The organism is Chlorobium sp. KB01 (assembly GCF_001975465.1).
GTDB lineage: Bacteria > Bacteroidota > Chlorobiia > Chlorobiales > Chlorobiaceae > Chlorobium.
On sequence record NZ_MPJE01000016.1, the window covers coordinates 18,815 to 39,530 of the forward strand.

Below are 20,716 nucleotides of genomic sequence, written 5' to 3' on the forward strand. Positions count from 1 at the left end.
GTACTAAGGTCTTATGGATCCTATAGGACTTATAAAAGAAAAAAGAGGTTGCTTCGGGGTTAAGGAGCACCTTACTCCTGTTATTTCACTCACTCGGTGTTGTAAACAGCGTTGAGGGCGTTGTAGACCTTGTCGATTTCAGCCGCGAACTTTGTTGTGATCGCTTTACGCTTGAGTTTCAGGGTCGGAGTCATATGACCGTTCTCAACGGTGAAGGCATCGTCAATCAGAAGGAACTTGCGAACTTTTTCATGGGTGGCAAGCTGCCGTGAAATGGTACGCATCAGCTTGTCAAAAATCTGTATGACACTCTTGTTCTCAATCAACTCCCTGTTTGTAGAGGCCTGAATTCCCTCGCTGGAAGCGTACTCCATGAGCTTTTCAAAGTCAGGCACGATCAGTGCAATCAGAAACGGCCTTTTTTCGCCGATGACGATGACCTGATCAACGAACGGGCTTTCGGAAATAAGATTTTCAATGGGGAGGGGAGCGATATTCTTGCCACCGGAGGTGACAATGATATGTTTTTTGCGGTCAGTGATTTTCAGATAGCCATCCTTGTCGATCTCACCGATATCGCCGGTACAGAACCAGCCATCCCTGATCACCTCCCGTGTAGCCTCTTCGTCTTTCCAGTATCCCTTCATGATATTCGGGCCCTTGAGCAGAATCTCGCCATCTTCGGCAATCTTTACCGTGACATTGTTTACGGCAGGCCCGACTGTGCCGTACTTGATTTTTTCAGGGCGGTTGACATGGGTTACCGGTGAGGTCTCGGTCAGGCCGAATCCCTCAAGAATGGAGATCTCAAGAGCCTGGAAAAACTCACCGATTTTCTGTGGCAGGGCGGCTCCACCGGAGACAAAATAGCGCAGGCGTCCACCGAATTTGTGCTTTATTTTCTCGTAGACCAGCTTTTCGGCAAGGGTGTGCTGCAGGGAAAGAAAAGTGGTTGCCTTCCCTTTTTCATTGAGCTGCCGGTGGTACTTCTCTCCCGTCTGAACTGCCCAGTAGAAGATCTTCTGCTTTATGGTGCTTTGGGATGAGATTTGCTTGATGATACTCATTTTTATGCGGTCAAAGAGCCTCGGAACCGTAAAGATGATTGTTGGCCGGGCTTCAGCCATGTTCATTGATATGGTTTCAATGCTCTCGGCCAGATAGATGCTCGCTCCGCAGGAGAAGAGCAGATAGTATCCTCCGGTGCGCTCATAGGCATGCGAGAGTGGCAGGAAGGAGAGACCGCAGTCTGATTCATCAAGCCGGATGATTGAAGAGCAGGATTTGACATTTTCACAGAGGTTCCGATGGGTGAGCATAACCCCTTTCGGTAGTCCTGTTGTCCCTGAGGTATAAATGATGGTTGCAACATCATCAGGCTCCACAGGGGCAGCTTCAAGAAACCAGGGCTTCTCTTCAAGTACCCGTTTACCTTCCTCTTTTGCCTGGTTAAGGTCAATCACATCTTCAACGTTCTCTTCCAGACGGTTCATGACAATCACGAGGCATAATTCCGGCAGGTTCTGCCAGATAGAGATGATTTTGCCAAGCTGGAGCATGTTGGATACAACGATTGCTCTTGCACTGCAGTTGTTGAGAATATATTCGATCTGGTTTGGTGGAAGGGAGGGGTAGAGCGGCACATCAACGGCACCGATGTTCAGGATAGCCATATCGGCAAGGTACCAGCCGGGCCGGTTTTCCGACAGAATGGCGACACGGTCTTTTGGTGAAATGCCGTTGTTTTTCAGGAATGCGGAGAAGTGGTGGACATCCTCTTCAAACTCCCGATACGAGATGGGCTCATAGACCCCATTCACCTTTCTTGCTATCGGAAATTTTGACTCCTGACCCCTGTAGTGGGTAAATACAGAGGTAAAGAGTTCCGGCAATGTCTGGAAGTCAGGATTGATAAGTCCCATCTTTAAGAGCGTTTTACATATGGAAGAAGACCTTTAAGGGTAAACAGCCTGTTGTTCTGAACAGCTGCATCAAGTCAGAGCCGGTTGTGGCCCGCCTTCCGGTTGTTGAGGCTGAATTGTAGTCTACCTCATGATTGAATAAATATTTAACAATCAATTACTATCTTTGCAAATAGTGAAATGAGTTTCAACTCTTTTTTTAGCACAGTTTCCAGGTTTTTCATGCAGAATCAAAAAAAATCCGGTTCATCCTGGACTGGTTATGCCGGTCTTTGTCTCGGTATTTTACTGATTGCCTATCTTTTCAGTCAGGTTGATCTCCAGGGAGCTGTTGAGCGAATTTCACTTATCGGTTTTTCATCACTCTTTATTCTGCTGCCCTATCTCGGGCTTCATGTGCTGGAATCCATCGCCTGGTTCATGCTCTTTCCCGGGAGCACCGTACCAATATCGTTTTTCAAACTCCTGAAAATACAGCTGATTGCTGAAACGGTCTCCATGACGCTTCCCGCCGGAGTGGCTGTCGGTGAGCCCCTTCGTCCCTTTCTCTGTTTCAGGTTTATGGGCATTCCGATTCCGTCCGGAGTTGCCAGTGTTGCCGTTCGCAAACTCATGCTTGGTGTTGCCCAGGGGATCTATACGGTTTTCTGTGCTGTAGCGGGGTTTTCCTTTCTTCAGACCGTCTCCTTCAACATGCTTGGTTTCGGCGGACTCGGTTATATCATGATCGGTACAGGCATAGCTGTTTTTCTGATATTTCTTACCCTTCTTCTGCTTCTTCTCAATGGCCGGGCGGCTCAAAAACTGCACGCTCTGTTGATGCGGATACCGTTTAAAAGAGTGAAAACGTGGCTCTTCTCAAAAGAGTCAGGATTTCTTGATACCGATGTTGAGCTGAAGAGTTTCACCGGGCCGTTTGCAAAGAGGCTTATACCGATTATGCTTATCTATGTGCTGGCCTGGTTCATGCTTGCCATTGAGAGCTATATTATCCTGACGCTTCTGGGTGTCAAGATCTCGTTTTTTCAGGTGCTGGCAATAGATGCTTCACTTACCATGCTGCGTGTACTCTTTTTTTTCGTACCTTCGGGGCTTGGGGTACAGGATCTGGGCTATATCGCGTTTTTTCAGGCACTCGGAATGCATGATTATCTGGCCTATGGAGGGGCATTTGTGCTGCTGAGGCGTTGCAAGGAACTCCTTTGGTACGCATTCGGTTACGGGATTATGTTTTATTCAGGGGTTCATCTGCAAGATGCTGAACAAGTCAGTAAAAAAAAGGCATGAGGAAAAAGGTACTATTTATATGCGGCTCCATGAATCAGACCACCCAGATGCATCAGATTGCCGGGTGGATGAAGGATTATGACCAGTATTTCTCACCCTTTTTCAGTGATGGTCTGCTCGGCACAGCCAGCGATATGGGGCTTCTTGAGTTTACCATCATGGGCCGCAAGCGTTCTGACCGTACCCTTGATTATCTGCGTGCTCACGATCTTCAGCTTGATATTGGCGGATACCGGCATGCCTATGATCTGGTTCTGACCTGTACCGATCTAATTGTCCCGAAACATATCCGACGCCGCAAAATTGTGCTGGTCCAGGAGGGTATGACCGAACCGGAAACCACGCTCTACCATCTTGCCAGAAACGTTCAATGGATACCCCGTTGGGTTGCCGGAACGGCGACAACAGGCTTGTCTGACGCCTATGAAAAGTTTTGTGTTGCCAGTGAGGGGTACCGTGATCTGTTTATTCGCAAAGGGGTAAATCCGGCTAAAATCGAGGTTACAAGCATACCGAATTTCGATAATTGTTCCCAGTACCTTCAGAATGATTTTAAGCATCACGATTATGTCCTTGTCTGTACCTCGGACAATCGGGAAACATTTATATACGAGAACCGCCCGAAAAATATCCGGAAGTATCTTGAGATGGCTGACGGCAGCCAGCTTTTGTTCAAGCTGCATCCCAATGAAAATGTTGAACGAGCCAGGAGGGAGATAGCACTTCATGCCCCTGAGAGCCTTGTTTTCAGTGAAGGACGGACGGAGGAGATGATAGCCAATTCACGAATGATGATTGCACAGTTTTCATCAACGATCTTTGTCGGTTCTGCCCTGAACAAGGTTGTTCATTGCGGTCTTGATCCCGACGAGTTGAAACGGCTTACACCGCTGCAGAACAGATCTGCGGCAAAACTGATTGCTGATGTCTGCCGCACGGTGCTGGATGGATGAGCAGGTTTCAGAAAGAAGAGATGAAAAAAGGCGCACAAAATTTTTAATGGAACAATGCATACCGTAGCCATCATTCCTGCAAGAGGCGGTTCAAAAGGTCTCAAAAACAAGAATATCTACCCGGTTGCAGGCAAACCCCTGCTTGCCTGGACTATTCTGCAGGCACACTCTTCGAAGCGTATTGACAGGGTCTTTGTTTCAACGGACAACCCGGAGATTGCTGCTGTTGCAAGAGCGTACGGAGCGGAGGTGATTGAGCGGCCACAGGAACTTTCGGGTGACAAGGCGAGCAGTGAGTCGGCTGTTCTGCACGCTGTCGGGGTTATTGAGGCAGATTATGCGCTCTCAATCAGCACCATCGTCTTTCTGCAGGCAACCTCACCCCTTCGAAAATCCGGAGACATTGACCGGGCGGTGGAGCTTTTCGAGCGTGATGGCGCAGACTCCCTGATTTCGGTAACCAGAGCCGATGACCTCACCATCTGGGAATCAAGGGAGGGGAGGTGGAGCAGCCTTAACTTTGATTATCATAATCGAGGCATGCGCCAGGATCGTCCTGCTCAGTTTATAGAGAACGGATCGATCTATATTTTCACTCCAGAAACCCTTAAAACCTTCAACAACCGCATCGGTGCCCGGCTCAGTGCCTATGAAATGGAGTTCTGGCAGACCTGGGAGATTGATACTATCGAGGAAATAGATTTAATTGAGTTTTACCTATACAAAAAAAACCTGGCAGACCTGAAAAACCCATAGACTCCTGTTGTTATGAATTTCTTTTTATCCACCGATCTGGTCATCGGGGTGAACGAAGCCTTGAACCTCAATGAGCATCTTGCAGCGCTTGCGGTGCACAAGCCCGGTATTATCTACGATGCCAATCTGGCAGGCAATCTCTATTTTCAGGATGTCCTGAAGAACCTCACCACCGGGTACAAAAATTCGGTACTCTACTGCAACGAATTCGGAGGGGAGCCGACCTATGCCCATCTTGAAAATGTGGCAGAGTTTTTTCGCGGCAATGTTCCTGATGGAATTATTGCCATAGGCGGAGGCAGTACGCTTGATCTGGGTAAAGGGGTGGCTCTCCTCCTGACCAATCAGGTTCCGGCACTTTCGCTCAAGGGATTCCCGAAAGGGGTCAACGACCCCCTGCCGCTGGTAACGGTTCCCTCTCTGCTTGGAAGCGGTGCAGAGGTCAGCTTTAATGCCGTCTTTATTGATGAGGCGGAGGGGCGCAAGCTCGGCATAAACAGCCGGAAGAATTTTCCCAAAAAAGCGGTTATTGATCCCGGTCTCTCCATGACCGCTCCGATGGAGAGTGTTATTGCCTCGGCCATGGACAGTCTGGTTCACTGCGTTGACAGTTTTGGTTCACTCAAACACACGCCGTTGAGCCGGATATATTCCATTGAGGGGTTCCAGCGAACCTTTTATGCCCTTCAGCAGGGGCAGCTCGACCGGGCTGAATCGCGCCTTGATCTTGCCATCGGGAGTGTTTGCGGAACCGTTGCCCTCATGAACTCGGGAGATGGTCCGACCAACGGTTTTGCATACTATCTCGGAGTCAGGCACAAGGTTCCTCATGGACTAGCCGGAGCTATATTCCTCAAGGAGGTGATGCGTTACAACCATAATCACGGCTATGAAAAGTATGCACTGCTCAACCCCATGCGCAGCTCACCCTCACCCTCTGAGGCAACCGCAGAGCTGCTTGAAGAGATGGATGAGCTCTACCGTCAGCTCAGTATTCCGACACTTGTCCCTTACGGATACGGGAAGAGCAATGCCGACGAGTTTGCACACCACGCATCCGAAGCCCTTAAAGGCTCCTTCTCGGGCAATCCGGTTGAGTTTACTGAAGAGTCGGCAAGATCTGTAGTTTTTCAATTAACCTAAAGGAGTGGAATAGAGTATGGCTGGTGCAGAACTAATCGGTCGGGAGGAGCTGGCCGAAATTCAGGAACTTTTCAGCAGGGAAAAGGTCAATCTCTACCGTTACGGTGGAGGCAATTACAAGGCCCGGGAGTTTGAGGAGAAATTTGCCGCATGGATGGGGGTTAAGTATGCCCACGCGGTATCCTCCGGAACGGCAGCAATACACTGTGCGCTTGCAGGCGCCGGAATTGCTCCCGGCGATGAGGTTATCACAACCGCATGGACCTTTATTGCGCCAATAGAGGCAATCAGTGCGCTCGGGGCTGTGCCGGTGCCGGTTGAGCTTGATGAGACCTATCATCTTGATCCGCTTGAGGTCGAGAAGGCCATCACTCCGGCAACAAAAGCTGTTGTAGCCATTCCCATGTGGGCTTCACCGAAAATGGATGAAATTTCGGCAATCTGCCGCAAGCACAACCTTATTCTGATTGAGGATGCGGCCCAGGCGCTTGGCGCGTCATACAAGGGGCGCAAACTCGGCACCATCGGCAGCGTAGCCTCCTTCTCATTTGATGCAGGCAAAACGCTCCATACCGGAGAGGGCGGTATCCTTGTCACCAATGACAAGGAGATCTACGACCGTGCAGCAGAGTTTTCCGATCATGGTCACATGCATCTTCCCGGTCTGCCGAGAGGCAAGGATCCGAGACGCTCCAAAGGGCTCAATTTGCGTCTCAGCGAGGTAACTGCAGCTATCGGTCTGGCACAGCTTGCCAAAATCGATATGATTCTCTCGAAATCGCGGGAGAACAAGCAGAAAATCAAGGATGGAATCCGCCATCTTCAGAACATTACACTCCGTCCGTTCAGTGATGAAGCCGGATCACAGGGCGATACCCTTATTTTCAGGGTGAGGGACCGCGAGGCTGCGCTGCAGCTTGAAGCACATCTCCTGGAGCATGGTTTCGGTACAAAGATCCTTCCGGAAGCACTTGACTGGCATTTCGCCGGTGTCTGGGGCCACCTGCTTGGAGAGTATGACCGCTATCGTGATGCTGATCTTGAAACACTCTGGCCGAGAACAGGCACCATGCTGCGCAGCAGTATCTGCCTCAACATTCCGGTGCTGATTGATGAACCGACCATTGAAAAACTGGTCCTGGCCATTATTTCAGGAGCAAAGAAGATCGGATAAGAGAGAGGGGAAAAGACCAAAACAAAAAAGCCTGCGTTCTGTGCAGGCTTTTTTGTTTCTGGAGGCGAAGAGCGGATTCGAACCGCTGTACAAGGTTTTGCAGACCTCTGCCTGACCACTCGGCCACTTCGCCGTTAAAGGAATGTTAAAGTAAGAAAAAGATAGTGTTTTGCAAACGGATAGACTGTTATTTGCCTCTCACTCATCTCTTTCTCACAGAAGTTGAAAATCTTTTTATTTTCTGCTCAAATTATCGCGATTCTTTAGCACTATATTTTCATGAAGAAGAGGGAATGTAATCACAACTGTCCATACGGGCTTTACCAGCCGGTACATCGAGATCGCTCATGACATCCATTTTCATTGTTTCAATCCTTCTGCTTCTGCTGCTTCTGCTGCTTTTTGTGGCTTACAGAGTTGTTCGTGATGCTCCATTGAAAGCCGAACTGCAACGTCTGCGCCTTGTTGAAGAGGATGCTGTCCGAAGAGCGAACGAGCTTGCAAAGAAATCCTCCGATCTTGAAGCGGCTAACATCCGGTTTGCAAGGCTTGAATCTGATCTGGACAATGAACGGCGGAGTGCCGCTGAAAAAACGGCGCTTATGCAGGAGTCGGAAGTTCGCCTGAAAAGCGAGTTTGAACATCTCTCGAACAGGATATTCGAGGAACGTGGACGGGCTTTCGGCCAGGAGAACCGTGAACGTCTTGAGACGCTTTTGCAGCCGCTCCGTGAGCAGCTTGATGCTTTTCGCAAGCGGGTTGATGAGGTGCACTCTTCCGATACCGAATTGTCGGGACGCCTGATTGAACAGGTTCGTCAGCTCCAGGAGCTGAGCGGTCGGGTGAGCGATGAGGCCAACACTCTGGCAAAGGCGATCAAGGGGGACTCAAAAACGCAGGGAGACTGGGGGGAGTTGATTATCGAACGGATATTTGAAGCTTCCGGTCTTGAAAAAGGGCGTGAGTATGTGGTGCAGGAGAGCTTTCGACAGGAGGATGGTCAGTTGAAACGACCCGATTTTCTGGTTATGCTTCCCGGCAACAAAGCGGTGATTGTCGATTCCAAGGTCTCCCTTACGGCATACGAGCGATACTGCGCGCTTGATGACGAGCCGCAACAGGCCCAGGCACTCAGGGAGCATACACAATCGGTGCTTCGTCATATCACCGAATTGCAGTCAAAGGAGTACAGTGCTCTTGGCGGTAACCGGACACTTGATTTTGTTATCATGTGCATTCCCCTCGAACCCGCATGGCAGGCTGTGATGAAGGCTGACCCGGAGCTGATGTATGGTCTTGCCGGAAAGAATGTTGTGTTGTGCGGTCCGGCCACACTGATGATAACGCTCAAGCTCATTGCCCAGATCTGGCGTCGGGAGAACGAGAACCGTAACGCCGAGCTTATTGCGGAAAAAGCGGGCAGAATCTATGATCAGGTGCTGCTTGTACTTGAGGCAGTAATGGATGGACGAAAAAAGCTCTCAGCACTCTCGGACTCCTTTGACCTTGCTCTCAAGCGGCTGAAAGAGGGGAGGGGTAATCTTGTCGGAAGGGTGGAGGAGATCCGGAAGCTTGGAGCAAAGGTCACTCGCCAGATACCTTCAGAGCTTGCGGTCGATGCTGAAACTGAAAGAGAAAACCGTGATGCAGATAACCGCTGACGGTCTCTTATGGCCTTGAGTCGTCATAAGCCTGGATATCACGCGCAATAATCGGTCCCATGCTGTTCATGGCAGTTTTAAGATCATAGTCCATCTGCAGGCCAAACCAGAACTGCGGAGGGGTTCCGAAATAGCGGGCAAGCCGCAACGAGGTCTCTGCGGTAATGCTTCGTTTTCCTGCGATGATTTCGTTAATGCGCCATACAGGAATATGGATATCCTCGGCTATCCGGCCTTCAGTCAGATTCATGGGAGTAATGTACTCCTCAAACAGAACCGTTCCGGGATGAAGCGGCAACATTATTTTCTCATTCATGGCTGAAAATTCCTCATGGTAAACCTGCATTGGACATCATGGAAGCGTAGAGGCAGATTACCATTATTTTATCGATTTCGCTGTTTTTATTCTTCTCTTTCCGCTTTTTGCCCCTCCTCTTTTCTTATAAACTCCAGGCACAGCAAGATCATGACCGAGTAACCGGTCAATAGTCATTCCCTTTTGCGGTATCAACTACCCGTCGCGATGATCTGATCGGGAGGAGGTAATTGCTGTTGGAAAGCAGTGAAGTGAAAAATCCGCAACTGCATCCTTGCAGTATTCTTACAGGCGTTGATGCATTGAATGGAACTTTTTTTAGCTTGTGCTTTACGGCAAACAGCGCTTTGCCGGGAGTGTGGTATTCGACAGCCTCCGTCTCCTTGATTGAACTATAGACGCCCTTATGCCGAGTCCCTCAACATCTTCTGCCATAAGTCTATTCAGTGCGAGCGGTGTCAGTACGGTTGATCCGCTGCTCAATGAAGATCGTGTAAAATGGCGTGCCGGATCCAGCGGTGTTGTATCGCTCTCCTACAGCTTTCCCTGGATCGATGGAGCAACAGCCTATTGGCAGAGTGATTACTCCAATACGAATGAACCGGATGCATCATCGCATTTCGCTCTGACAGCAACCCAGATTGCTGCCGTGGGCAGTGTGTTTCAGTCATGGGCCTCTGTTGCCAATCTCTCCTTTACACAGGTTGCTGATACAGCGGCAAGTGTCGGTGACTTTCGTCTGGCATTTTCCTCCGCCGTCAGCGGATCCTGGGGATGGTGCTATTATCCGGATGACTACTGGGCTTCGGCCTCCGATGTCTGGATCAATCCCGCTTATGCCACCGGCAGTTCGTGGACGAACAGCTCCTTCAACTACTACTCACTGATTCATGAAATCGGTCATGGACTTGGTCTGAAACACCCGGGAAACTACTCCGGAACCAGCTCTTCCGGGCCCTATCTTCCTGAAAGTCTCGATTACAGGCTCTATTCGGTTATGTCCTATAACGACTGGCATAAATGGTATGTGGATGCCAGTCAAACCATTGCCGTACTTCCTGAAACCCCTATGGTGTATGATATTGCCGCTATCCAGTATCTGTACGGGGCAAACAACAGCTACCAGACCGGTAACAATACCTACACCTTCGATCCCGCGGTTCCCTTTTACAAAACCATCTGGGATGCCGGAGGAACCGACACCATTGATATTTCGAACTTCACGACCGATTGTACGGTTGATCTGAGAGCGGGGAGCTACTCCTCACTTCACTACGTCAACAGGGGAAATTCGTCGAATTATGACGGTTCAAATAACCTTGGCATCGCTTTCGGAGTCACGCTTGAAAATGTCAAGGGAGGTACCGGCAGTGACACCATTACCGGTAACAGTGCAGCCAACACCATTACCGGCGGTGGAGGCAACGATACCATCAATGGCGGTGATGGATCGGATACGGCAATCTTCAGCGGTAACAGCAGTGACTATACCATCACCTATGATGCCTCAAGCGGAGTGTACACCATTACGGACAAGAGAGCCGGAGGTGATGGCTCGGATCATCTGAGCGGCGTTGAACACTTCCAGTTTGCCGATACAACGCAGATCAATACCAACATTCCGACGGTTACCCTTTTCAGCCCCAATGACGGGGCGGTGGATGTCGGTCTTTCGGATGATATTGTCATCACCTTCAATGAAACGATACAGAAGGGAACCGGCAGTGCTGCCATTCATATCAATTCAGCGACAGGGACTCTTTTTGAAGCGGCCTATGATATTTCGACAAGCTCAAACCTTGCGGTTTCCGGGAGCCGCCTTACGATAAACCCGACCTCATCGTTTGCATCCGGCACGCACTACTATGTTACCCTGGATGGCGGAGTGGTCAGGGACAGTGACGGAAACAGCTCCGAGGGGATTCAGACCTATGACTTTACTACAGCAGATCCCTATGTTGAGAGTGCGGCTGAAAGTTCCGGTTCCGGCTCGGGTGGAGCTGCTGTCGTCGCCGGGGTTGCCTCAATCGGCATTCTTGCCTGGGTCATACTCTAACACTAACTGCACGTAAGAGATGAAACAGTCGGTACAGTCACTCAAGTTGTTCGGATTCTATATGAATCTGCTTGGCGCAGCCCTTATCGCGGTACCGAATCTCCTGCTCTCACTCTTCGGGATAGCGCCGACCTCGGAGGTCTGGGTTCGGGTTGCGGGCGTTCTTGTTTTCAATCTCGGTATCTACTACCGGTTTGCCCTGAAAAATCCTGACAAAGTTTTCATTCAGGCCTCGATTTATGCCCGGATGTTTGTACTGGCTGCATTTATTGTCTTTATTCTCTTCGGGTTCGCCACTCCCGTTTTTCTGCTCTTTGGTGCTGTAGATGCTGCCGGAGCGCTCTGGACCTGGATAGCCCTGAGAGGAGAAGAGAGAGAAGAAAGTGGACTCAGTGGACAGGGAAATGGTGGACAGAAGTGGACGTAGTGGAGAGGATTGAAACGATTTTGAGTTTTTGAATGACGAGGAAGATTATTGACCACGAAACACACGAAATCGCACAAAAAGAAGAGGTTGAAAAATTTTTAATTCTTGATTGTAACTTATTTTTCGTCCTTGTCGTCCTTGTCGTCCTTGTCGTCCCTGATGTCCTTATTGTCCTTGCTTATTTTATCAGTTTCATGCTCTTATGACCATCCGCTTTATCCATACGGCAGACCTTCATCTCGGCAAAACCTATCGAACCGCATCCGCCGAGTCTCTGCGGTATGAAGATTTTTTTGTCATGCTTGATTCCATTGTGAAGCATGCCATTGATGAAGCTGTTGATTTTGTCCTGATTGCGGGTGACCTTTTCCACACCGGTCAGATACTTCCGCGCACCTTCGCCCGCACTATCGAGAGTCTTCAGCCCCTGAAGGAGGCCTCTATACCCTGTATTGCAGTTGAAGGAAACCATGACTGGATCCATCGCCGTGAGAGCATCTCCTGGATGGAGGCCCTCTCGGAGATGGGCTATATCCGCCTTCTGCGACCATCCCGGACCGAATCGGGCGGATACCGGTTTGAACCCTTCAGGAGTGAAGAGGGGATCGGAGGCTACATCGAAATAAAGGGGTTACATATCTACGGGCTCGGTTATATCGGTACACAGGCGGGCAGTCATGTTGAGCGTATCTGTGAATCAATTGCCACAACCGGAAATATCCTTCTCTTTCATGTCGGTATCTGGAGCTACTCTCCGGTTGAAATCGGCAATATGAAGCCGGAAGAGGCACTGCCGCTCTCGGCAAAATTTGATTATGTCGCTCTTGGTCATGGACACAAGCCCTATGTTGTCGAGCGTGCTGATGGTCAGCTCTATGCCTATAATCCCGGCTCTCCTGAGTGTGTGAACTTCGGTGAAGAGCGGTTCGAGAAGGGATATTACCTTGTTACTGTGGATGAAGGCATCTATCGACACGAATTCCGTCAAACCGCTCCCCGGCCGATGATGGTGACTACCATCAATCTGGATGGCGCTGAAAATGCAGATGAAGCTCTTCGGCGTCTTTCAGAAGCGATACGCCCGAAACTTTTCAGGGGAGTTGATGAACGCAAACTGCTTCTTGAGCTGAAATTGACCGGACGGGTCCGTTTTCATCCTTTTGAGCTTGGCCGGGAACGGTTGCGCCTTCTGCTTGATGAACTCTGCCACCCGCTTCATGTCGAGATAAAAAACCATCTCTCACTCTTTACCAGGGAGGGAGGTCAGGAGCGGGAGCAGAAACATCTGGGGGAGATTGAAAAAGAGGTGGTTCGGGAGTTGATCACTGCCCGAAGCGAGTTCAAGGGAAGAGAGGAGGAGCTGCTCAGGCTTGCTCTTGCCATCAGGGATCAGGTAATGAAGGGGGAGTGTGAGGGGGATGATCTTCTTGGTATGCTCACGGCACCCCAAAATCAGCAATAAAAGATATGGGCACCTCTATGAATTGTCGTGAGCGGTTTGAAGATTTTTGAACCACGAAACAGACGAAATTACAAGAAATTATGCACAAAAAAACCATCAAGCTGTTCTTTTCGTCCTTGTAGTCCCTACAGTCCTTGTTGTCCTTGTTCTCTTTTCAGAGCACCGTCCAACGAAGCAATCAAATCGCGGAATAATTTAATAGAGATGCCCGGATGCAGATACTTTCCATACATCTTACTGACATAAAATCACATCGCGATACGGAACTCACTTTTTCTTCAGGGATCAATGTACTGTCTGGAGCAAACGGATCAGGCAAGAGTACTGTTTTTGAAGCGATAGGCTATGCACTGTTCGGTGTCGATGCCCGTGACTTCGTCTCCAATGTTGATCGGTTCATTGCCATAGGTTCGAAAAGGGGAAGAATATCGGTCACCTTTAAAAGTGATGATGGCCGGGAGTGGCAGGTGAGCAGAACGGTAGGCCCCGCATCAAAATGGCTGCTGGCAGAACGCAAGGGTGACACCTTTGAAGTTGAGGAACATTCGGGCATTACCGAGACCGAAACCCGTATTGCCCAGCTGCTCGGGCTTCTCAATGGTCGTTCTCTTTCCGAGCAGTTCAAGCTGGTTATCGGTCCCTTCCAGAACGATTTTCTCGGTCCTTTCATTATCCGTCAACCGACAAAACGCCAGGAGGCGTTCGATGAGATTCTTGGTATCGACACCTGGAGAAAAACGTACAAAGGAACTGCCTCGCTGCTTGCGCTTGTGCAGGAGAAGGTGAAAATTCTTGAGGTAGAGGTTGAGGGGCTTGAAGGTGTAGTGGCAATTCTTCCGGAAAAAGAGGCGGAGTTTGCTGCTACAGGAGCGCATGTTGAAGCGCAACAGCGTGTTTTGGCCGAAAGGAGTGCGGCGCTCTTTGATCTTGAAGCTCTCCTGAAAGATTTTGAGAGCAGGCAAAAGAGCATAACCACACTCGCCACTCAAATTCAGCTTCTTGATGGGCGTATCCGGGACGGAGGGGAGAAGATCGCCACCCAGAAGCAGCGAGTCGATGAGGCGCTTCATGCCTTTGCTCTTGTTGAGGCCTCCCGATCAGGGAAGGAGTCCTTTGAGCAGGCCGAACAGCAGCTGAGCGAACTTCGTAACATGGAGCTGATGCGAAGGGCGATTGAGCAGGATATTGCCAAGCTGGAGGTAAAAGCCCGCCTGCTCTCACAAGCGCTTGATCATGAAGAGCAGGAGATCGCAGAGGTTGATCGGGAGCAGGCGCTTGAAGATCGTCTTATTGGACAGACAAGGGAGGATATTCTGCTCAATAGCGCAAGCTTCACTGCTGCAGAGCTGCTTCAGGAGCGACGAAATGCAGCTGACCGGCTCAGGGCAGAGCGCTCGCTCCTGGAAGGCCGACGTATTGCCCTTGTTGAGGGAGAGGATACTCTGGCGGAAGGAATCTGCCCTTTCTTTCAGGAACAGTGCCTGAATGTTGCCGGTCTTGCACCGGCAGATCACTTTTCCATGAAAATCGGCGATCTCGACCGGGCTATTGCCGATTTTGACCGCCGGATCGGTGATGCCGCCCGAAAGGTCGCGGAGGCTGACGATGCTGAAAAGGAGCAGCATGCAAACCGGGTACGGTTACAGGAACTGGACCGCCGGGCTGCCGCCCTTGAGGAGGGGCGCCGCAGAAATCATGAACGGTTTGAACGGCTTGAAACCAGCAGGGAGGAACACTCCCGGGTGGCTGCAGAGGCGGCTCTCCGGCAGAACGATCTCCAACAGTTCTCCTCTCTTGATGCAGAAATCGAAAGGTGTGAAGGGGAGCGAAAGCGATTTCAGGCTGATCGTGACACCTATACCGCACAGCTTAAAGATGCCCTTGATCTTGATAATCGGCGTCAAACGCTTGGCCTGTGGGAGCGGGGGCTCCGGGATTTGCAGCAGGAGCTTGCTGCCTTTACCGATGAGCTTGCAGAGCTGCGTTTGCACTATGAAGCAGCAAAACATCAAGAGCTGCATGCCGCAAAAGAGCAGCTTCTCATTGATGTGGCCACCTCTCGCCAGCAGATTGAGGAGAGCGGAAGAACCCTTGAGCGACTCGGCAAAGAGATTGATGAGCTTAAGAAGCATCAGCTTGTGATTGCAGAAAAGCGGGTGTTGATCGGCACATTCCAGGAAAAAGAGCGGCTGGTCAGGTTTTTGCGAAACCAGGTATTCCGGAGTGTCTCGGCGCAGCTTTCCGACCGGTTTCGGGAGGAGATAACTCTTCATGCCGATCGTATTTACCGAACCATTGCCGAGTCTGATGAAGAGCTCTGCTGGGGAGATAACTATCAGATAATCCTTCGTGATATGGATGCCGGTGTTCTCCGGGAGCGAAGCGATGACCAGTTGTCCGGCGGGCAGACCATGAGCGCCGTCGTTGCTCTTCGGCTTGCGCTTCTCCAGACGATAGGGGCAAGAGTTGCATTTTTTGATGAACCGACCTCCAACCTCGATCTATCCCGCCGCGAGAACCTTGCAAAGGCTTTTCGCGCCATTGAAGTTGGTCGTGAAGAGGTGACTGAACATTGGTATGATCAGCTCTTTCTCATCAGTCACGATGTGGCGTTTACAGAAATTACCAATCAGATGATACCGATCGGTGAGTGAGCGGTTGCACGCTCTCTATTCAATGTACCTACGCATCGAAACAAGGTATGCTTATCCCTGCGAGAGGGCCGTGTAGAGAAAATAGAGTCCGTACCGAGTAGCACAAGTCCGAAGAACCGCTTTACCTGCTTTATCGATCCTGAACCGGAGAACCAGTTCAGGTAGCGCTGGACCAGATGTGTCATTGTGCCGGCAGCAGCGATTACTGCGGCGTGACCGATACCAAAGGCGGCAATCAGCAGCACAGCTTCAAGCCAGCTCTTCGCCCCGAGGGTGAAGACCACCCCGAGCACCGGGGCAAGAAACGCGAAGGTGCAGGGGCCGAGTCCTGTGCCGAAGAGAACACCGAGGAGAAACGCGCCCCATATTCCACCGCGCTGTTCTTCTGCCAGGGGAGTCCCTCTCCAGTCAAGCCGGACAAGACCCATGAGGTAGAGCCCCATAAGAATAAAGACGAGAGCGATAATGTAGTTGCCCCAACTGCCGGTATCTCCGAGCATCATTCCCATTGAAGCGGTTACCGCCCCGATCAAGGCAATCATGACGAGCGTCCCGAAAGCAAAAGAGAGAGCAAGCAGGAGAGTCCGCTTTGCTTTTATTACTCCCTGACTGCTTATATAGCCGATGATCAGCGGTATTCCGGAGAGATGGCAGGGGCTGAGCAGTACGCTCAACACTCCCCAGATGAATGAGGCACCGAGCGCAAGGCCATAACTTTTTTCAAGAGCGAAAGCAAGTTCTGAAAAGAGAGAATCAATCATGGTTTCCGCTGTTAATTTGAGCCGCGCTTTGATTTTTCTTCGTTGTGCGGTGTTATGAAAAGAGAACAAGGAGAACAATGACTGCCGTGACTACAAGGACGAAGAGAACTGCATGATGGTTTTCTTTTGCATAATTTCGTGTAATTTCGTCCATTTCGTGGTTCGAAAATCTTCAAACCGCTCACGACAATTTATAGAGATCCTCCATAGCGATTTATTTGGTTGTGAGCGGTTTCACGCCCTGTTTTTCAAGAAGCTGACAGATTGACGTTTCAGGAAAAAATCCGGCATGCCGGGAAAACTCCTTTCCGTTGTGGTCAAGAAAAACCTGTGTCGGGATCATCCTGATGCCATACTGTTTGGCATAGGGGTGATTTTCTCTTTTCCAGACGTCATAAAAGATGATTTTGACCTGCGTTCCATATCGGGCCTGAACCGCCTCCAACACCGGCTGCATCTTCCGGCAGGGGATACACTTAATTGAACCGAGTTCAATAAAGGTGACAAGGGGAGGTGATACCGGGTTTCGCAACTGCTCCAGAGGTTGCTTCCGGCTCTCGCTGCTCCCTGTTTGAGGATTTTCTGCAAATGCCGGAGTAAAAAATAACATCAGACAGAATCCGGTTATCAGGGAGTATGCTGTCAACGATTTCATGCTGAAACCTCTTCCGGAAGTAAAATGCATAGCATTCGATTTTTTTGACTGTTCTTGATAAAAGTGCTCTTCACTCTCTTCATAGCGTGTGTCATGGCAATGAAGGCATCAACCGAGGAGGTGTTTTGAAGCAAAGGTGCTACTCCCTCAGATTTATCGCTCAATAGTAGACAACGGAGTAGAAGAGGTTTTTTTTGATCTCGTTAATGACAAACTGCCAGCTTTTTTTGTTTTTCCACCAGACGAACGGATGCCACCATTCAGGCTTTGTTGAAACAAGAATGAACTTTTTTGAGCTGCCCTCAAAAGCCCTGCTCCAGGTCTGGTGAAGGCGAAGCATGTGTGGCGGATCGCTGACGACAAGAGCACTTTTCCACCCTTTTTTCTCCATGGTGTCCGAAGTGTTCACTGCCTCTTCCCATGTTGTTGTTGATTGTGTGTCCACCCGTATTGCCTTTTTAGGAACTCCGAGAGTCATCATGCGACGTTCTCGCCAGTTTGGATGAGCCGGACTGTAAAATCGTTCGTCAATGCCGGTAAGGATAATATGGGAGGAATATCCTGCATTGTAGAGTTCTGCTCCCTTGCGGACCCGCAGACCATTGTCGCCTCCAAGAACAACAATGACATCGGTTTTTTCGGGATTACCTGCGTAAAGTGAGAGCAGAAAGCCAAGGCAGAAGAATACGGCTGCAGCTGCACCGCAGGCAGAGAGAAGAATAAAAAGGAAAAGTTTAAGAAAGCTTTTCATAGAAGGGAGAGCGGGTTTTGTAGTCCTGCAAGGCCGATGCACCATATCAGGAGGTACTACTTTTTCTGTTTCACTTATTTTGCTGTTTGCTTCTGGCCGTAACCATAATAATCAATTTTTATAACCTTGCCTCGGACTGGAGGGTGGAAATACCATGTTCTGCTTCCGATCGTCTTCCTCCTCCCGTTCATTCGAGCAAGGGGTCTCACCAAACATAAAGTATTGAAATAGATTGACTTAGGCTTAAAAAAGGTTTGAAATATCCGAATCGCAAATATTTTTATATGAAGAGTATATAATTAAACCGCAGATGTCTTAAATTACCCTATACGATTTATATTTATGAGACAAAATAAAAGTATTGTGTGACGGATGCATTTTAGGGGGAAATTCATCTTACATATTAAAATTAAATCAATTACAGATTGAACATAATAGTGATCACCGGTTTCGGATTCAGATCATCCTTCAGGTGTGAATTATCATAGAATATTCTACAGCCGCAAAATATGAGTGATCATCACAGAGAGAAGTCTCCGATAGAGCGGAGCAAGGCCTCCAGATACGAGCAAACATTCAGCAAAGCCATCATTGATGCTTTTCCCGGTTCATTTACGGTCAACGATGCGAACGGCAGAATTGTCTGGTGGAACGCCTATTACCGTGATGTAATAGCTGGACTTCCTGAATGCGAACTGGAAGGTTTTGAAGCTCTGAGGGTTTTTCACCCCGATGACCGGGCGCTTGCGCAGGAGAAAATGGCAAACATACTGGCAAATGGTGTTGAAGAGACCGATGAAGGGCGGGTGTTGCTGCATGGCGGGCCTGAATATCAGTGGCGGATGCTTTCGGGAAGCAGGATAATGATTGATGGTGATCCCTTTGTGGTTGCAATAGGTCTTGATATTACCGAGAGGAAACGATTCGAAGCCATTAATGAATTTCGTCTCACCCTTCTTGATATTGCCGAAACCAGTTCTGTCGAGACGCTGCTGCGGGCGACACTGGACGAAGCTGAACGACTTACCGGCAGCCGGCTCGGCTTTTGTCATTTTACCGGTAACGATCAGGATGCACTATCCAGTCAGGTTCTTTCAAGCAACATGTTTCCGAAGTTTCAGTGTGTTGCGGAGGATGTTTCCCATCCTCCTCTCAATAGTCCGGATCTATGGTCTGATGCACTCTTGAACAGGAGACCGGTGGTTATCAATAATAACGTGGGCTTACGCCGGTTCGTCCCTATGCCGGAGGGCCATCCTGAGATAGAGAGAACCCTTGTTGTTCCTGTCATAAGAGGGGGAACGGTACAGGCTCTTCTGGGCGTTGCGGACAAAGCATACGATTATGATGACAATGATGTTCGGCTTGTCGGTTCTCTGGCCGATTTTGCCTGGGATATTGTCGCACGCAAGCGCGCAGAGCTTTCGGAGCAGAAAATTCAGGAAGTGCTCTTTCAGGCCCAGAAAATGGAGTTGATCGGTCAGCTCGCCGGAGGTATTGCGCATGATTTCAATAATATGCTCGGAGTTATTCTTGGCAATGTTGAACTTGCCATGCTCCATCCGGCTCTTGATCAATCGCTGCAGAACAACCTGAAGATGATTCTGAAAGCGGTTGAGCGTTCAGCAGAACTTACCACCCAGCTCCTCGCCTTCTCCCGCAAGCAGGCAGTCATGCCCGTTGTGCTCGATCTGAACACCATGGTTGAAAGAATGCTCTCCATGCTCAGAGGGCTTGTCGGTGATCAGATTACCCTGGTCTGGATACCCGAAAGTCTTACTACTCCGGTAAAGATTGATCCTGTCCAGATCGATCTTATCCTTGGCAATCTTACGGTCAACTCCCGTGATGCCATTGCCGGATCCGGTAAAATCAGTATTGAAACCCGTACCATATCCGTTGACAAGCCGGCGTGTGCTGCCGGTCATCCCTGCAAGCTGCCGGGCGAATATGTCATGCTTGTCCTGACCGATACGGGATCCGGAATCGCAAAAAAGGATCTCCCTCATATCTTTGAACCGTTTTTTACGACCAAGGAAAAAGATCAGGGCGCCGGAATGGGGCTCGCTACGGTCTATGGTATTGTAAAACAGAACAAAGGCTTTATTGACTGCCAGAGTGAGCCGGGAAAGGGGACAACCTTCAACATCTATCTGCCGAAACATCGTGGTTATGCCGATCCTGATGATGCCTCAGAGCCGCTGCCATCCGAAAGCAGGGGAAAAGAGACGGTACTGATTGTTGAAGATGAGCCGGATATTCTGAGTCTCTGTAAACTGATGCTCGAGAAAAAAGGATATGCGGTACTTACCGCTTCAACACCGTTGGAGGCGATCCGCATTACCAGCCAGTATGCCGAGAAGATTCATGTTCTAATGACGGATGTTATCATGCCTGAAATGAACGGGTGTGAACTTGCCAGGAAGCTTCAACTGATTCGACCGGATATTAAAACCCTTTATATGTCCGGATACACTTCCGATATTATTGCCCGGGAGGGGGTACTTGAGGAAGGTGTCGGATTTATCAACAAACCCTTTTCCCTCACTGCGCTGACGAAAAAAGTCGATGAACTCCTCAGCGGAGAGCTTTAGGGGCGTTCAGTTTTTCGTTACTCCCTCCTGATTACAGGATAGAGTATTGCAAATACACTTGTTATATTTCATCTTACAAGTGTATTTGCGAAACAGTACAGTCCATAATGCGGCTGTATGGTGCACAGCACTGGTTGACGCCGG

At 49.7% G+C, this 20,716-nt stretch carries 16 protein-coding genes and 1 tRNA gene; 11 read left to right on the forward strand and 6 right to left on the reverse strand.

Annotated features, from left to right (window positions below):
- Positions 1–89 precede the first annotated feature (89 nt).
- A complete protein-coding gene (locus BOO20_RS01055) occupies positions 90–1,922 on the reverse strand; it encodes a long-chain fatty acid--CoA ligase (protein ID WP_076789487.1) in 1,833 nt (610 codons plus the stop codon).
- 222 nt (positions 1,923–2,144) lie between these two features.
- Here BOO20_RS01055 and BOO20_RS01060 point away from each other — a divergent pair, with 222 nt between their 5' ends.
- The 5 genes from BOO20_RS01060 to BOO20_RS01080 are packed head-to-tail and all read left to right on the forward strand — an operon-like array spanning position 2,145 to position 7,235.
- Positions 2,145–3,209: a lysylphosphatidylglycerol synthase domain-containing protein gene (locus BOO20_RS01060; protein ID WP_076789541.1), complete on the forward strand. Its 1,065-nt coding sequence runs from the start codon at positions 2,145–2,147 to the stop codon at positions 3,207–3,209.
- Positions 3,206–4,162: a hypothetical protein gene (locus BOO20_RS01065; RefSeq protein ID WP_076789490.1), complete on the forward strand. Its 957-nt coding sequence runs from the start codon at positions 3,206–3,208 to the stop codon at positions 4,160–4,162. The genes BOO20_RS01060 and BOO20_RS01065 overlap by 4 nt, the downstream gene beginning before the upstream one ends.
- Positions 4,163–4,216: 54 nt before the next feature.
- Positions 4,217–4,918: an NTP transferase domain-containing protein gene (locus BOO20_RS01070; RefSeq protein WP_076789494.1), complete on the forward strand. Its 702-nt coding sequence runs from the start codon at positions 4,217–4,219 to the stop codon at positions 4,916–4,918.
- 12 nt (positions 4,919–4,930) lie between these two features.
- The gene (locus tag BOO20_RS01075) at positions 4,931–6,061 is read left to right on the forward strand and encodes an iron-containing alcohol dehydrogenase (RefSeq protein WP_076789496.1); all 1,131 of its coding nucleotides are present in this window, start codon (positions 4,931–4,933) and stop codon (positions 6,059–6,061) included.
- 16 nt (positions 6,062–6,077) lie between these two features.
- On the forward strand, positions 6,078–7,235 hold the full coding sequence (locus tag BOO20_RS01080) for a DegT/DnrJ/EryC1/StrS family aminotransferase (protein ID WP_076789499.1): 1,158 nt from the start codon (positions 6,078–6,080) through the stop codon (positions 7,233–7,235).
- Positions 7,236–7,294: 59 nt separating this feature from the next.
- Here the strand turns inward: BOO20_RS01080 and BOO20_RS01085 are convergent.
- A tRNA-Cys gene (locus BOO20_RS01085) sits at positions 7,295–7,368 on the reverse strand.
- A 214-nt stretch (positions 7,369–7,582) separates the two neighbouring features.
- Between BOO20_RS01085 and BOO20_RS01090 the strand changes: the two genes are divergently transcribed.
- Positions 7,583–8,896, forward strand: a complete 1,314-nt coding sequence (locus BOO20_RS01090) for a DNA recombination protein RmuC (protein WP_076789502.1) — start codon at positions 7,583–7,585, stop codon at positions 8,894–8,896.
- A 7-nt stretch (positions 8,897–8,903) separates the two neighbouring features.
- Here the strand turns inward: BOO20_RS01090 and BOO20_RS01095 are convergent, their stop codons facing one another.
- Positions 8,904–9,212, reverse strand: a complete 309-nt coding sequence (locus BOO20_RS01095; RefSeq protein WP_076789543.1) for a HigA family addiction module antitoxin — start codon at positions 9,210–9,212, stop codon at positions 8,904–8,906.
- 406 nt (positions 9,213–9,618) lie between these two features.
- Between BOO20_RS01095 and BOO20_RS01100 the strand changes: the two genes are divergently transcribed.
- The 4 genes from BOO20_RS01100 (at position 9,619) to BOO20_RS01115 (ending at position 15,811) form a co-directional block, all read left to right on the forward strand.
- On the forward strand, positions 9,619–11,268 hold the full coding sequence (locus tag BOO20_RS01100) for an Ig-like domain-containing protein (RefSeq protein ID WP_076789506.1): 1,650 nt from the start codon (positions 9,619–9,621) through the stop codon (positions 11,266–11,268).
- Positions 11,269–11,287: 19 nt separating this feature from the next.
- Positions 11,288–11,695 carry a hypothetical protein gene (locus BOO20_RS01105; protein ID WP_076789509.1) on the forward strand — a complete coding sequence of 136 codons (408 nt, stop codon included), beginning with the start codon at positions 11,288–11,290 and terminating at the stop codon, positions 11,693–11,695.
- A gap of 202 nt (positions 11,696–11,897) precedes the next feature.
- A complete protein-coding gene (locus tag BOO20_RS01110) occupies positions 11,898–13,157 on the forward strand; it encodes an exonuclease SbcCD subunit D (protein ID WP_076789512.1) in 1,260 nt (419 codons plus the stop codon).
- A 212-nt stretch (positions 13,158–13,369) separates the two neighbouring features.
- Entirely contained in the window at positions 13,370–15,811 is a 2,442-nt protein-coding gene (locus tag BOO20_RS01115; RefSeq protein ID WP_076789515.1) for an AAA family ATPase, read from the forward strand.
- On the opposite strand, the gene BOO20_RS01120 is transcribed toward BOO20_RS01115, so the two are convergent.
- The 3 genes from BOO20_RS01120 to BOO20_RS01130 form a co-directional block, all read right to left on the reverse strand.
- Positions 15,787–16,572: a cytochrome c biogenesis CcdA family protein gene (locus tag BOO20_RS01120; protein WP_083694469.1), complete on the reverse strand. Its 786-nt coding sequence runs from the start codon at positions 16,570–16,572 to the stop codon at positions 15,787–15,789. The genes BOO20_RS01115 and BOO20_RS01120 overlap by 25 nt on opposite strands.
- 214 nt (positions 16,573–16,786) lie before the next feature.
- Complete coding sequence (locus BOO20_RS01125) at positions 16,787–17,227, reverse strand: co-chaperone YbbN (protein WP_076789545.1); 441 nt, start codon at positions 17,225–17,227, stop codon at positions 16,787–16,789.
- A gap of 160 nt (positions 17,228–17,387) precedes the next feature.
- Positions 17,388–17,978 (reverse strand): YdcF family protein, encoded by a 591-nt coding sequence (locus tag BOO20_RS01130; RefSeq protein WP_076789519.1) that lies wholly within the window; start codon positions 17,976–17,978, stop codon positions 17,388–17,390.
- A gap of 509 nt (positions 17,979–18,487) precedes the next feature.
- Between BOO20_RS01130 and BOO20_RS01135 the strand changes: the two genes are divergently transcribed.
- Positions 18,488–20,572, forward strand: a complete 2,085-nt coding sequence (locus BOO20_RS01135; RefSeq protein ID WP_076789521.1) for a GAF domain-containing protein — start codon at positions 18,488–18,490, stop codon at positions 20,570–20,572.
- Positions 20,573–20,716 lie beyond the last annotated feature (144 nt).